The 13,372-nt window shown below is 71.9% G+C and carries 11 protein-coding genes and 1 pseudogene; 2 read left to right on the forward strand and 10 right to left on the reverse strand.

All coding sequences use genetic code 11. The annotated features are described in order from the left end of the window. Positions 1-3: 3 nt before the first annotated feature. On the reverse strand, positions 4-2,226 hold the full coding sequence (locus tag ABZ948_RS06905) for a bifunctional polysaccharide deacetylase/glycosyltransferase family 2 protein (protein WP_359757894.1): 2,223 nt from the start codon (positions 2,224-2,226) through the stop codon (positions 4-6). A gap of 13 nt (positions 2,227-2,239) precedes the next feature. Continuing rightward, positions 2,240-2,569 (reverse strand): hypothetical protein, encoded by a 330-nt coding sequence (locus ABZ948_RS06910; protein WP_359757895.1) that lies wholly within the window; start codon positions 2,567-2,569, stop codon positions 2,240-2,242. Positions 2,570-2,859: 290 nt separating this feature from the next. Between ABZ948_RS06910 and ABZ948_RS06915 the strand changes: the two genes are divergently transcribed. Beyond that, positions 2,860-3,900 (forward strand): chitinase, encoded by a 1,041-nt coding sequence (locus tag ABZ948_RS06915; RefSeq protein WP_359757896.1) that lies wholly within the window; start codon positions 2,860-2,862, stop codon positions 3,898-3,900. Positions 3,901-3,955: 55 nt separating this feature from the next. Here the strand turns inward: ABZ948_RS06915 and ABZ948_RS06920 are convergent, their stop codons facing one another. The 6 genes and pseudogenes from ABZ948_RS06920 to ABZ948_RS06945 form a co-directional block, all read right to left on the reverse strand. Next, positions 3,956-4,402, reverse strand: coding sequence for a hypothetical protein (locus ABZ948_RS06920; protein WP_359757897.1), 447 nt, complete (start codon positions 4,400-4,402; stop codon positions 3,956-3,958). Between the two features lie 17 nt (positions 4,403-4,419). Further along, a complete protein-coding gene (mqnC, locus tag ABZ948_RS06925) occupies positions 4,420-5,619 on the reverse strand; it encodes a cyclic dehypoxanthinyl futalosine synthase (RefSeq protein WP_031117049.1) in 1,200 nt (399 codons plus the stop codon). 70 nt (positions 5,620-5,689) lie between these two features. Beyond that, positions 5,690-6,418: a prepilin peptidase gene (locus ABZ948_RS06930; protein WP_359757898.1), complete on the reverse strand. Its 729-nt coding sequence runs from the start codon at positions 6,416-6,418 to the stop codon at positions 5,690-5,692. Then, positions 6,415-6,633: pseudogene (locus ABZ948_RS06935) on the reverse strand (hypothetical protein); the annotation flags it as partial. The gene ABZ948_RS06930 and the pseudogene ABZ948_RS06935, both read right to left, overlap by 4 nt. A gap of 177 nt (positions 6,634-6,810) precedes the next feature. Then, entirely contained in the window at positions 6,811-7,041 is a 231-nt protein-coding gene (locus ABZ948_RS06940; RefSeq protein WP_037763498.1) for a hypothetical protein, read from the reverse strand. Positions 7,042-7,415: 374 nt separating this feature from the next. After that, a complete protein-coding gene (locus ABZ948_RS06945; RefSeq protein WP_359757899.1) occupies positions 7,416-7,832 on the reverse strand; it encodes a hypothetical protein in 417 nt (138 codons plus the stop codon). Positions 7,833-8,106: 274 nt separating this feature from the next. Here ABZ948_RS06945 and ABZ948_RS06950 point away from each other — a divergent pair, with 274 nt between their 5' ends. Further along, positions 8,107-10,116 carry a hypothetical protein gene (locus tag ABZ948_RS06950; protein WP_359757900.1) on the forward strand — a complete coding sequence of 670 codons (2,010 nt, stop codon included), beginning with the start codon at positions 8,107-8,109 and terminating at the stop codon, positions 10,114-10,116. 16 nt (positions 10,117-10,132) lie between these two features. On the opposite strand, the gene ABZ948_RS06955 is transcribed toward ABZ948_RS06950, so the two are convergent. Both ABZ948_RS06955 and ABZ948_RS06960 read right to left on the reverse strand, forming a co-directional pair. Continuing rightward, positions 10,133-11,338 carry an LCP family protein gene (locus tag ABZ948_RS06955; RefSeq protein WP_359757901.1) on the reverse strand — a complete coding sequence of 402 codons (1,206 nt, stop codon included), beginning with the start codon at positions 11,336-11,338 and terminating at the stop codon, positions 10,133-10,135. A 35-nt stretch (positions 11,339-11,373) separates the two neighbouring features. Then, complete coding sequence (locus ABZ948_RS06960; RefSeq protein ID WP_494487288.1) at positions 11,374-13,230, reverse strand: bifunctional polysaccharide deacetylase/glycosyltransferase family 2 protein; 1,857 nt, start codon at positions 13,228-13,230, stop codon at positions 11,374-11,376. Positions 13,231-13,372: the final 142 nt, after the last annotated feature.

The raw sequence follows: 13,372 nt of genomic DNA on the forward strand, positions 1-13,372 counted from the left end.
ACGTCATCGGGAAGCCCCCGCCGGGGTCCCGACCTCGCCCGTCCGCTTGAGTTTCTGCCAGCGCAGTCGGCCGCCGGTGAGGGCCGTGACGCAGGAGTGGATGAGGACCAGGTACATCATCTGCCGGTAGGCCAGCTGCTGGAGCGGCATCATCAGCAGGTAGCGGTACTTCTCGCGGTCCAGGCGGAAGGCGTAGGCCGCGCACAGAAGTTGGACGCCCAGCACCGCGCACCAGGCCAGCAGGGACGCCCTGAGGTCGACGAAGATCATCGCGTAGACGGTGAAGACGTCGATGAGCGGGGCGAAGACCGGCGTGACGATCTGGAACAGCACCACCAGCGGCATCCCGACCCGCCCGAAGCGGCCCGAAGGCCCCTTGTCCGTCAGGGACTTGCGGTGCTTCCACAGGGCCTGCATCGTGCCGTAGGACCAGCGGTAGCGCTGGGACCACAGCTGCTTGAGCGAGCCCGGCGCCTCGGTCCACGCGCGCGCGTGCTCCTGGTAGACGACCCGCCAGCCCGCGCGGTGCAGGGCGATGGTGATGTCGGTGTCCTCGGCGAGGGTGTCCTCGCTCATGCCGCCCGCCTGGAGCACCGCCTCGCGGCGGAACGCCCCGATCGCGCCGGGGATCGTCGGCATGCAGCGCAGCAGGTCGTACATGCGGCGGTCGAGGTTGAAGCCCATCACGTACTCGATGTGCTGCCAGGCGCCGATGACGGTGGTGCGGTTGCCGACCTTGGCGTTGCCCGCGACCGCGCCGACCTCCGGATCGGCGAAGGGCTGCACGAGCTGCCGTACGGTGTCCGGCTCGAAGACGGTGTCACCGTCCATCATCACGACGATGTCGTACCGGGCGCTGCGCACACCGTTGTTGAGCGCCGCCGGCTTGCCCGCGTTGGCCTGGCGGATCACGCGGACGTTGGGCATGCCGAGGGACTCGGCGATGTCGGCCGTGCCGTCCGTGGAACCGTCGTCCACGACGATGATCTCGATCGGATGGGTGCTTCGCGCCAGCGAGTCGAGGGTGTTGGCGATGCACTCCTTCTCGTTGTACGCGGGGACGATCACACTCACCGGCCGCGTGACGGTCGGTCCCCAGCTGAAGCGGCGCCGGTTGCGCTGCCGGTGGTGGCGGCGGGCGAGGAGGAGCATCATCCCGAAGCGGCCCATGACGGCGACGCCGACGACCATGAGGCCGACGGACAACGTCGGTACGGCGGCCTCGGCGACGGCGACGGCCGCGACCAGGGCCTTGCCCTCATAGAGGATCGTGCCGGTGGCCTCGCGGTGGGCGGCCTGCAGACGGGTCCCCCCGGCGCCCGGGGCACCGGCAGGGGCCTGCGCCTGTTGCTGGTTCAGGACGCCGCTGATGGTGGTGAAGGTGTAGCCCTTCGCCCGCATCTTCTCGATGTACTTCGGCAGCGCGGCGATGGTCTGCGAGCGCTCGCCGCCCGCGTCGTGGAAGAGGACCGAGGCGCCCTCGTTCTTCTCAGGTGTCGCCCATTGGACGATCTTCGCCACGCCCGGCCGCTTCCAGTCGTCGCTGTCGGTGTCGACGAAGACGCTGGTGTAGCCGTCCTGGCCGAGCTTCTCGTACACGGGCCAGCTGTAGTTGTCGATGGCGTCGGTCTGCGAGGAGTAGGGCGCCCGGAACAGGGTGGTGGTGATGCCGGCCGCGCCCGCCAGCGCGAGCTGGGTCTGCTCCATCTCGCGCCGGACGCGGGCATCGCTCTGGTACGACAGGTCGACGTGCGTGAAGGTGTGGATGCCCACCTCGTGGCCCTGGTCGACCATGTCCTCGACGATGCCGGGGTAGCGCGACACCATCGAGCCGACCAGGAAGAACGTGCCGGGCACGTCGTACTTCTCCAGGATCGCCAGCACCTCGGGCGTCCAGGTCGGGTTGGGGCCGTCGTCGAAGGTGAGCGCGATGGTCTTGTCCGGGACGGAGACGGTCGTGGCCTGTCCGCCGCGGAAGGTGACGATCGGCCCGCCGTTCAGGATGTCGTCGGGTACGTCGCTGGAGCTGGCCCCGGTGCGGACGCGCTGGTCGCCGCCGACCTCGGCGCGCAGATAGCCGTCGAGGAGCATCACGCAGACCAGCGCGAGCAGGAGCAGCAGGGCGAGGATGACGCGCGGCCGCTGCAGCGCGGCGGCCTTGCCCGCGGCCCGCTCCATCCGGGAGGGCGCGCGGCGGCGGCCGCGGGAGGGGGTGGTCGTGGTCATACGGCGGCCCCGGTCAGTCGGAGAGCGCGGCGGCGGACGCGGACGCAGATGCGGATGCGGGCGCAGATGCGGACGCGGACGGAAGCGAGGTGGGGACAGCGGTTCCGGTCACTGCGCCGGGCGGTGCCGTCGGAGCCCCCGGACCGCCGGGCCCGCCGGCGCCGCCGGGACCGCCCCCGGGGCCCGCGCCCGCGAACGGCAGCAACTGCGACGGCGTCAGCGACGTCCCCCAGCCCATGAAGGCCGCGCCCAGCACGGCCGTGTAGCCGAGGCAGCCGGTCCCCAGCAGGAGGCCGATCCGGCGCAGCAGCCGGGCCCGGCGTCCGGAGGTGTCAACGAACACGGGTCCATCGGCGGACTCGTTGCCGCGTTTGCGGCGGCGACCGCGAGGAGCGCGGTTTTCGATGGCAGGCTCGGAATGCATTCCCCGGACACTAGGGCGCCTTTATGTGCCCCAAACTCGGGTTTTCATGTGAGAGACCCGTGAGAAACAGCCCAAGCTGTCCTTTCTCTGAGAGTTCTCGGGAATGCCCGCGGAACTCGCCGTGAGCGACCGACCCCGTGAGACGTTTGCTGCCGGGAAACGTACTTCCTGTCTGACCCCCAGACCTCACGAGAACGGGAGCGCATGTCATGAGGAGTCACCGGAAACCGGCGGCGATCGGGCTGGGCTGCCTGCTCACTCTCGCCACGGCGGGATGCTCCGGCCAGGGCGACGCGACCCCGGCGGCACCCGCGACCCCCACGGCTCCCCCGGTGACGACGGCCACGCCCGGCACCTCGTCACCTGCCGAGTCCGGCACGTCGTACGCCCCTTACGTCAGCTCCACCGAAGCCGCCGGCACCGACTCCGCGGGCTCCCCCACGACGTACAACCTGGCTTTCGTCCTGGCCGACGGCAGCGACTGCACCCCGCGCTGGAACGGCACGCACGCCATCGGCGACTCGGCGGTCGCCTCCCGCATCGCCCGGCTCAAGGAGGACGGCGGCCGGGTCCGGGTCTCCTTCGGCGGCGCCTCCGGCAACGAACTCGCGGCGCACTGCGACAGCGCGTCGGACCTTGCGGCGGCGTACGGAAAGGCCCTCGACGCGGCCGGCGCCGGCCTGGCCGACTTCGACATCGAGGGCGACGAACTGGCCGACTCCGCTTCCATCGCCCTGCGTTCGAAGGCGATCGCCCGATTGCAGGCGGAACGCGAGGACCTGGAGGTCTCCTTCACGCTCCCGGTCATGCCCTCGGGCCTGGGGAAGGACAGCCTGGCGCTCCTCGACTCCGCCAACGACAACGGCGTACAGGTCTCGACCGTCAACCTGATGACCATGAACTACGGCACGTCCTACGACGGCGACATGGGCGGCTACGCCCGCACGGCCGCGCAGGCCGCGCACACCCAGCTGAAGAAGGTCTTCGGCACGTCGGACGCGGCCGCCTGGCGGGGCATGGCGCTCACCTCGATGATCGGTGTCAACGACGTCGACGGCGAGACCTTCACGCTCGCCGACGCCGCCGAGGTCCGGGCCTTCGCCGAGGAGAAGGGCATCGGGTGGGTGTCGATGTGGTCGGCGGCCCGGGACCGCCAGTGCGCGAACGGCTCCGGGTCGGACCAGCCGGCGACCGACTGCAGTGGCGTGCCGCAGAGTGCGGGCGCGTTCGGGAAGGCGTTCGCGGGCTGACGCGGGCCACTGCCCCGGCCGGGGGGCCGGGAGGGGTCGGGGGGCCGGCTTCCGCTCAGCGGCGCCGGTGCACCAGCCGTCCCGCGCACACCGTCGCGAGGCACTCCCCCGCGTCGTCGAAGACGGCGAGGTCGGCGCGGCCGGTCGGGACGATCGCGGTCCGGCGGGCCCGCGGCAGGACGATCACGTCGTTCCGCTCGGCGGCGGCCCGGAGTTCCGCCGAGTCGACGTACTCCTCCAGGACCGCCACCGCGCCCAGCTTCAGCACGGCGTGGACGCGTTCGCGCGGGCTCGGGGCGTCCGGCAGCGGGCCCTCGTGGACGCGGGCCGGGCCGAGGGTCCCGGGCCAGCTGCGCACCCGGGCCTTCGGGAACGCCCCGCGCACGTCGTCGAGGGTCCCGACGGCACCGATCCGGTCCCGTCCGACGACCACGGCGCCGCCCTTGACGGGATCGGAGTCCCAGGTGACGCGGACCGCGTCCGCCGTGTGGATGGTCTCCAACTCTTCTCCGCCGCGCGCTAGTTGGAGGCGATCAGCTTGAGCTCGGGGTGAGCCGTGCCGCCCTCGATGGCCGTGGAGGAGATGTGCGAGACCACACGGTCGTCGACGGGGTCGTTCGCCGGGTCGTCGTGCACGACGAGGTGCTCGTACGTGGTGGACCGCTGCGCGGGCACCCGCCCGGCCTTCCGGATGAGGTCGATGATCTCCATCCGGTTCGACCGGTGCTTGGCGCCGGCCGACGACACCACGTTCTCCTCCAGCATGATCGAGCCGAGGTCGTCGGCGCCGTAGTGCAGGGAGAGCTGGCCGACCTCCTTGCCCGTGGTCAGCCAGGAGCCCTGGATGTGGGCGATGTTGTCCATGAACAGCCGCGCGATGGCGATCATCCGCAGGTACTCGAAGAGCGTCGCCTGCGTGCGGCCCTTCAGGTGGTTGTTCTCGGGCTGGTAGGTGTACGGGATGAAGGCGCGGAAGCCGCCCGTGCGGTCCTGGACGTCACGGATCATGCGCAGGTGCTCGATGCGCTCGGCGTTGGTCTCGCCGGTGCCCATGAGCATGGTGGAGGTGGACTCCACGCCCAGGTTGTGCGCGATCTCCATGATCTCCAGCCAGCGCTCGCCGGACTCCTTCAGCGGGGCGATGGCCTTGCGGGGCCGCTCCGGCAGCAGCTCGGCACCGGCGCCGGCGAAGGAGTCGAGGCCGGCGGCGTGGATGCGCCGGATGGCCTCCTCGACGGACACCTTCGAAATCCGGGCCATGTGCTCGACCTCGGACGCGCCCAGCGAGTGGATCACCAGCTGCGGGAAGGCGTCCTTGATCGCCTTGAAGTGCTTCTCGTAGTACTCGACGCCGTAGTCCGGGTGGTGCCCGCCCTGGAACATGATCTGCGTGCCGCCCAGCTCGACCGTCTCGGCACACCGGCGCAGGATGTCGTCCAGGTCACGCGTCCAGCCCTTGGCGGTGTCCTTCGGGGCCGCGTAGAAGGCGCAGAACCTGCACGCCGTGACGCACACGTTCGTGTAGTTGATGTTGCGCTCGATGATGTACGTCGCGATGTGCTCGGTCCCCGCGTACCGGCGCCGCCGCACGGCGTCGGCGGCGGCCCCCAGCGCGTGCAGCGGGGCGTCCCGGTACAGCACGAGCGCCTCGTCCGGGGTGATCCGCCCACCGGCGGCAGCACGGTCGAGGATGGGCTGAAGGTCGGCCTTCTCGGTCACCGGGCGTCCCTTTCGTAAGGGTTGTGGACGGACCAGCCCAGCGTACGCCAGGGGTTCGGGGGGCAGGACGTCAGGCCGTGTACGCGCCCACCAGCAGGCCGAGGAGTGCGCCGGTGATCAGGAACGGGCCGAAGGGGATGGCCGTTTTGCGGGTGGCTCGGCGGGTGAGGACCAGGGCGGCGCCGTACAGGGCGCCCAGCAGGAAGCCGGCGAAGGTGCCGAGCATCACCGTCGGCCAGCCGTACCAGCCGAGTACGGCGCCGGCGCCGAGGGCGAGCTTGACGTCGCCGAAGCCCATGCCCGCGGGGTTGATGAGGAAGAGGACGAAGTAGCCGCCGCCGAGGGCGAGGGAGCCGAGCAGTGCGGTGGTCCACTCGCCCGCGTGCTCGGGGACGAGGGCGGTGACGCCGAGCAGGGCCAGGGCGGCGGCGGCGAAGGGGAGGGTGAGCGGGTCCGGCAACCGTCGGACGCGGAAGTCGACGGCCGTGAGCAGGACGCCGACGGGGGCGAGGAGCAGCCAGGCGCCGACCTCCGGGCGGGTGCCGGTGGCGGCCGCGAGGGCGGCGCAGACGAGGGCGGTGGCGATCACCAGGGGTGTCGTGCGCGGCCCGTACCCGCCCCCGGCGCACCGCGGGCACGACGCCCGCCCCAGCCAGCCCCTGACGGCGTGCCCGGCGGGGCACGCCTCATGCCACGGCTCCCCCGAGGGGGCCGAGAACCGGTACACCGCGCGCGGCAGCAGCGCTCCCGCCGCCGCGCCCCACAGCGCGGCGGCGAGGACCAGCAGCCCGGTGCTCATCCCGCCGCGGCGATCGTGTCGCGCCACGTCGGCAGCAGCTCGTGCCACAGGGCCTTCTCCGCGCGGTTCTTCTCCATGTGGAACTCGCTCGGCGCGCGCCCCGTGTCCGCGACGAGCAGCGGCAGTTGGGCGTCGGCGACGTCGGACGGGGAGTCGGAGTCGTCGACGGTGAGCAACCGCCCACGCACGGCCCGGCTGCCGACGCCGCGGCCCTGGGGTGGCCTCGGCGCCGTCGCTCCCGACGTACTTCCCGTCGAGCTTGACGAGCTTGAGGTGCGGCGTCGCGGCATGGCGGGTGTCCTGGGGTCGTTGAAGGGCAGAGGGACGCAGATGCAGGCGAGCATACGGAAAGGCCCCGGACCGGATGGTCCGGGGCCTCGCGTGCGCTTTCGTCAGGAAGCGACGGCGGCGTTGAGGTGCAGGTCGGCCGCGACGCCCTGGGGCGAGACGGCGAGGCCCACGCCGCCGCCGACACCGGCGGTGAGGCCGGCAGCCGTCGTCTCGACGTAGAGACCGGCTGCGGCGCCGGCACCCGCGGCGACGCCGCCCGCCTGGCCGCCGGCGATGGTGTCCAGCTCGGCGTCGGACATCTGGGCGGTCTCGATCTGCGGGGTGAAGGCCATGGGAGGCGGTTCCCTTCGGTTCAAAAATCTATTAGTGCTCGAGCGCGACCGATCAAAGCACGTGAGGAGAAGGGGCGGCCAGTCAGTGGTTATCGGGGTGCGGTGGATTTCGGGGGCCGCATTCATGAGTGTGCCCATTCCGTCACCGGGTACCGCGTCTTCTTCACATCTTCTGCCACTTCGCGGTACAGGAATGCAGGACGCACCGTGGGATGTGAGCCTCGCTCAGGTCCTGCCCACCTTTCCTCCGACCTCTCGGTGAACGGTGTGCAGATCCCTCGAAGGTTCCGCCCGGGCTCCTCAGCCGACCGCCGGGGCCGATTCGCTGCCGATGCGGTGTGCGGCAGCGAATCGGCAGCGAATCGGCGTCGGCACTACGCCGTCGGCAACTTGCCGCTCTTCGTGTTGACTTCGCCCATGAAGTCAACGTTCTTCGAGTTCATCCGGTAGACGTTGATCCGGACCTTGTGGCCTTCCGGAATCTGGTACACGCAGTTCGTGTAGGAACTGGTCTGGCACTCACCCTTCTTCTTCCCGGCCGTGACGTCGTAGACCTCGGTCCAGATGTAGTGGCCGTCCTTGCTCAGGTCGTCGACCGTCACGCGCTCGGCTTCCCGCGAGGAGTCGCGCGGCTGGAAAATCACCATCGCGCGCTTCTTGCCGCCCGAGGAGAAGTAGTCGATCGTGTTGGGCTTCGCCGCGGCGCTGGCCGTTCCGATGCCGGTGAAAGTGAGGGCCAGGGCCGTCACGGCCGTGGCACCCAGGCGAACAAAGGACGTCTTCAGGTACACGTTGTGCTCTTTCCCCGCTTCGTTCCTGGGGGGAGCCGGAGCTGTGCTGCGAATCGCAACTCCCCCTGGTCGGCAGTCTTCCTATCACGCCTGATCAACCGCCTGCCGAAACCCGCGCGAAGCGCCGAGTAGAGTGCGGCGCGGACAGCGATCGGACCACGGGGGCACATCGGTGAGAGCCGTCACGGCGAACAGGCATTGCGCAGGACGGATATGGGCGAGCAGCGATGACCGAACCCGGGTCCGCCGGCTGCTTCTCGCCCTCTGCGCGCTGATGGCCCTCTTCGCAACCGCCACCCCGGCCCGCGCCGCGGACACCACCTCCGCCCCCACCCAGGCCGCCTACCTCGCCGACCGGCTCCGGGAGAACCCGGTCTACGTCAGCGACCAGCTCCCCCGCGCCGTACCGCGCTCCACCGCACCGGACTTCGCGCGGATCGCGAAGAAGACCGGCGTGCCGACCTACGTCATGGTGCTCCCGCTCCAGAGCGTCAGGCAGGGCAAGGAGCTTCTCGACGCGGTGCACGACCGGTTGGGCCGGGACGGGTTGTACGTGCTGCTGGACGACAGTTCCGTGACGGACGCCGCTGCGTACGGCGTGCGCGTACCGGCCGACGACGCCTGGACCGTCCAGCTGTACGAACTGCCCTCGGACGCGGGGACGTTGCTGAGCTTCGAGCGGTTCGCGGAGGTCATCGCCCAGGGCGGCGGGAAGGCCGCCGCCCGTGCGGAGGCGGCCCGCGCGGAGTACGAGGACGACGAGCCCGCCGAGATGTACATCGGCCAGGCCGACCGCCGCAACCAGTCGTTCCTGACGGGCATCGCGCTCACCGGCGTACCCCTGCTGATCCTGCTGTCGGCGGCCTACGTGCGACGGGTGCGCCGCCGGTACTCCGGGTCCGGCGAGAGCAGCCGGTCCGGCAAGAGCTCCGAGTCCGGCAAGAGCTCCGGCGCCCGTGCCCCACGCCGGATCCCGGCCCTCGCGGCCGTCCTCGCCTCCGCCGTGGTCGCCGCCGCCGCTGTCGCCTTCACCGCCCTCTCCGTCTTCGACCAGACCAGGTCGAGCGGGGTGCGGCCGCCCACCCCCGCCGAGATGTCCGCCCGGGTCGAACGCGTCGCGGCGGGCCTGGAGCGGGACCCGGTGTACGCCGACCCGGAGAGCCCGCGGGTCCTCGACGCACGCGCGCGGGACCGGCTGCACGACCGGATCAGCGCGTTCCGGCGCTCCGACGGCGGTGGCCCGGTGTTCGTCTCCCTCGTTCCGCAGACGTACGAGAGCGAGGCGGCCGGCGACTCGGAGCTGTTCGCCGCGGCGGTGCACGCCAAGGTCCGTGAGGACGGGGTGTACGTCGTGGCCGACCCGGGCGACGGCACGATCGACGTCTACAACCACGGCCTGCGCCTGGACGCCAACCACCTCTTCCTCGACCTGCCGGACTCCGTCTCCCTGGGCGACAGCCGGGCGGACGAGGCCGACGACCACCTCATCGGCGAGCGCCTCGACGCGCTGATGACCTTCCTGGACAAGACGCCGCGCACGGACCGGCCCGCCGAGGCCTTCGCACCCGCCCCTGCGCCGAGTCCCGCCGAGGAGACCGCTCTCCCGCCGCTGTTCTCCACCGACTTCTGGCCCGGTCTGTTCGTGGGCGCCTTCGCGGCCCTCCTGCTGTGGGCCCTCCTCGCCGGCGTGGCGGAGCTGGTGCTGCGCCGGCGGCGGCCGGCACGCGAGCCGGCCCACCGGCTGGCCCTCACGGCCCCCAGGGAACCGTCGGCGTCCTACCTCCGGCGCACCGCGTTCGCCGAGGTCAGCGCCCTGGCACGGGAGTTCACCGAACCCGGCGACCGCACCCGCGCCCGGGACTGCCTCGACGCGGCGCTGCTCCTGCTCGACGGGGACGTCGATCGCGCCCGGAAAGGGGGGACGGATCCCGCGACCCTGGTCACCGTCATCGTCCTCGCCCGGGCGGGCCGGGCCGCCCTCGCCGGTGAGAAGGCCGACCTGTGCTGTGGCGTCAACCCCCTGCACGGTTCCGGCGTGAGCCTCCATCACGTCCGTGTCTCCACCGAGAACGGCAGCCGGCGCCTGCTCCCCGTCTGCGAAGCGTGCCGCAACACGGCCATCGCCGACCCCCTCGGCGTCCCCGGCAGCCTGATGACGCTGCCGGCCCCGTCCGGCGGCGGCCGCGTGCCGTACTACGACGCGACCGACGGCCCGCTGACCGCCGTACCGAAGGGCATCGCGCGGCTCGTCGACAGGGTGAGGGAGACCGCGAGCGTGCACTGAGGCCGGCCTTCGATGATCAGCCCGGGGGCCGGTCCTCCCGCAGGGCCTCGAACAGGGCGCGGGCCCGTCGGCCGTCCCACTGCACGGCGCTGCCTTGGGGGGTCCGCAGGTCGGGGTCTGCCACGGGCACGTTGAGCTGCCGGCCCCCGCCGGACGCGGCCTTCCGCAGCGCCTCGAACAGCGACATCAGGTCGGGCAGCTCCGTCTCCTCGTCCACGATGAGCGTGTCGAGGCCGGCGCTCAGGGTCGGGAAGGACTTGGACGGGTCGGCGAGGGTGGACGGCGTGGCCGCCTTGCGGGCGAGGGCGGCGAGGAATCTCTGCTGGTTGCGGGTGCGGCCCAGGTCCCCCTGCGCCTCCTGCTTGCGCTGCCGTACGAAGGCCAGCGCCTCGGCGCCGTCGAGGGTCTGGCAGCCGGCGGGCAGGTCGGCGCCGGAGTCCTTGTCGCGCACGGGCCGGTCCAGGCACAGGTCCACGCCGCCGACGGCATCCACCACGCCCACGAAACCGGCGAAGCCGATCTCCGCGTAGTGGTCGATGTGCACGCCGGTGTTGCGTTCCACGGTCCGCACCAGCAGGTCGGGGCCGCCCAGCGAGAACGCCGCGTTGAGCTTGTTCGGGGCGGCCCGGTAGCTCCTGCCGGTGTCGGGGTCGGTGTAGGGCGGGAGGGTCACCCAGGAGTCGCGCGGCAGGCTGAGCATGGTGGTGCCGCCCGCCCCGGTGTGCAGCAGGATCACCGAGTCGGTGCGGCGGCCCTCGGCCGAGCCGGTGTTCAGCTCCTTCCTGTCCCGCGCCGACAGTCCCTCACGGCTGTCGGAGCCCACGACCAGGTAGTTGGTGCCCTCGCCGCGCGGAACCCGGTCCGTGAGCGCGCCGAGGTCGACCTGCTGGTTGAGCCGGGTGTCGGCCCAGACGTACGTACCGGCCCCGCCGAGCAGCAGCACCGACGACAGGACGGCCGCCGTCCGCAGGAACCGGCGTCGCCGGGTGGGACGGCGCCGGTTCCTGCTGCCGCGCCCGCCGCGTGCGGCGAGGCCGCTGTCGTAGCGCCCGGGGGCGGCGGGCGAGGGCATGCCCGGCAGGGGGGCGGTGCGGGTCGAGGGCGGTGGCGCGAGGGAGGGCGCGGGCGGTTCCCGCCGCGGGGTCCACTCGGGAGGGGGCCCTCCCTGCCGGTCGGTCCACTCGGGAGGCGGCCCTCCCCGCCGGTCGGTCCAGTCGCTCATCGGAGCCTCGAAGGTGCTGTGGGGGGTCTCTCAGGTCAGCGCATCGGCACGCTCCTATACGGAACCGGCCCACCGATCTGTTCAGCGGCCGTACCGGACCGCTTCATCCGCTGCCACCGCAGCCGGCTGCCGAGCAGCAGCGCGACCAGCGACTGGATGACGACGAGGTACATCAACTGCCGGTAGACGACGATCTGGAACGGCATCGACCACAGCGCCCGCACCGGTTCGCCGTCGAGTCTCAGCGCGTAGCCGGAGCAGACGACCTGCACGCCGAGGAAGGCGAACCAGACCGCGGCCGACTCCCACGGGTCGCGGAACAGCACGCCGTACAGGGCGTAGACGTCGATGACCGGCGCGAGCAGCGGCAGCGCGACCTGGAACAGCGCGAGGTACGTCAGCCCGCGCCGCCCGAACCGCCCGGCGGGCCCCGTGGCGACCAGCGCCCCGCGATGCTTCCACATCGCCTGCAGGGTGCCGTAACACCACCGGTACCGCTGCCGCCACAACTGCCGGACAGTGGTGGGCACTTCGGTCCAGGCGACGGCGGACTCCTCGTACAGCACCCGCCAGCCGGCCCGCCACAGGGCCATCGTCAGGTCGGTGTCCTCGGCGAGGGTGTCCTCGCTGACCCCGCCGACGCCGATCACCGCGTCCCGCCGGAAGGCCCCGATGGCGCCGGGGACGGTGGGCATGCACTCCAGCACCTCGAACATGCGCCGGTCGAGGTTGAACCCGAAGACGTACTCCAGGTGCTGCCACCGGGCGAGCAGGCTGCGCCGGTTGCCGACCTTGGTGTTGCCGCTGACGGCACCCACGGCGGGGTGCGCGAGCGGCTGCACGATCCGTTCGATGGCGTCGGGCTCGAAGACGGTGTCGGCGTCGACCATCACGACGATGTCGTACCGGGCGTGCGCGAGCCCGGCGTTGAGGGCGGCGGCCTTCCCGGAGTTGGCCTGCCGTACGACCTCCACCCGCGGATCCCCCGTGTTCTCGGCGATGTCGGCGGTCCGATCGCTCGACCCGTCGTCGATGACGACGACCTGCAGTTGCCGGTGGGTGGAGTCCAGCAGCGACCGCAGGGTCGACCCGATCCCGGCCTCCTCGTTGTACGCCGGGACGAGCACGGTCACCGGCCCGGACGTCTCCCGCATCCAGGGCGCCCCGGTGCGGAACCGCTCCAGCCGTCGCACATGGGTCCGGGCGAAGAGCGCGAGCAGCAGCAGCCGCAGCACGCCCAGCCCGCCGGCGACACCGAGGATCCAGATCATGGCGGTGGAGAAGGCACGCCCGAGACCGGTCACCTGGACGAGCCCCCGCCCCAGCCACCGCTCGGCGAGGGACGGGGAGGCGTAGGGCACGAGCCCGAGCCCGTCGGAGACGGTGGTGAACCGGTCGACGCCCCGGTTCTTCAGCAGCCTGCGCGCCTCCTGGTACGCGCTCTCCGTCTGACTGAACTGCCGGACGATCCCCTGCGCGGGCCTCTTCGCCCCCTTGTCGGCGGCGACCAGCACGTACCCGTACCCGGTGGCCCGCCGCGCCGCCTGCCATTCGCGGCCGCACAGGGTGTCGGGCGTGGTGGTCCTCGGCATCCGCAGCAGGTTGGTACGCACCCCGGCGGTTCCCGCGAGGGCGGTCTGGGTCAGTTCGAGCTCGGCCCGGAACCGGGGCGCGGAGGACTCCCCGAGGACCGCTCCCGTATACGTGTTGGACCCGATCTCATGCCCCTCGGCCCGGATACGCCGCATCAGCTCCGGATGCCGGGCGGCCTGGGCGCCGTGCACGAAGAAGGTGGCGCGCGCCCTGTTCCTGCGGAGCAGGTCGAGCAGCCGGGGTGTCCAGACGGGGTCGGGCCCGCCGTCGAAGGTGAGCGCGACGGTCCGGGCGGGCATGGCCCCGCTCCGTATCCCGTCCCGATTGATCCCGATCACGGGCCCGCCCCCGGCGACGCCCTCAGGCACGGGCGAGACACACGGCGTCCGCGCCTTCGCGGCGTCGACCTCGTGCCGTGTCCAGCCCTCGAAGACCAGCAGG

Source organism: Streptomyces olindensis (assembly GCF_040645895.1).
GTDB classification, from domain to species: Bacteria; Actinomycetota; Actinomycetes; order Streptomycetales; family Streptomycetaceae; genus Streptomyces; species Streptomyces olindensis.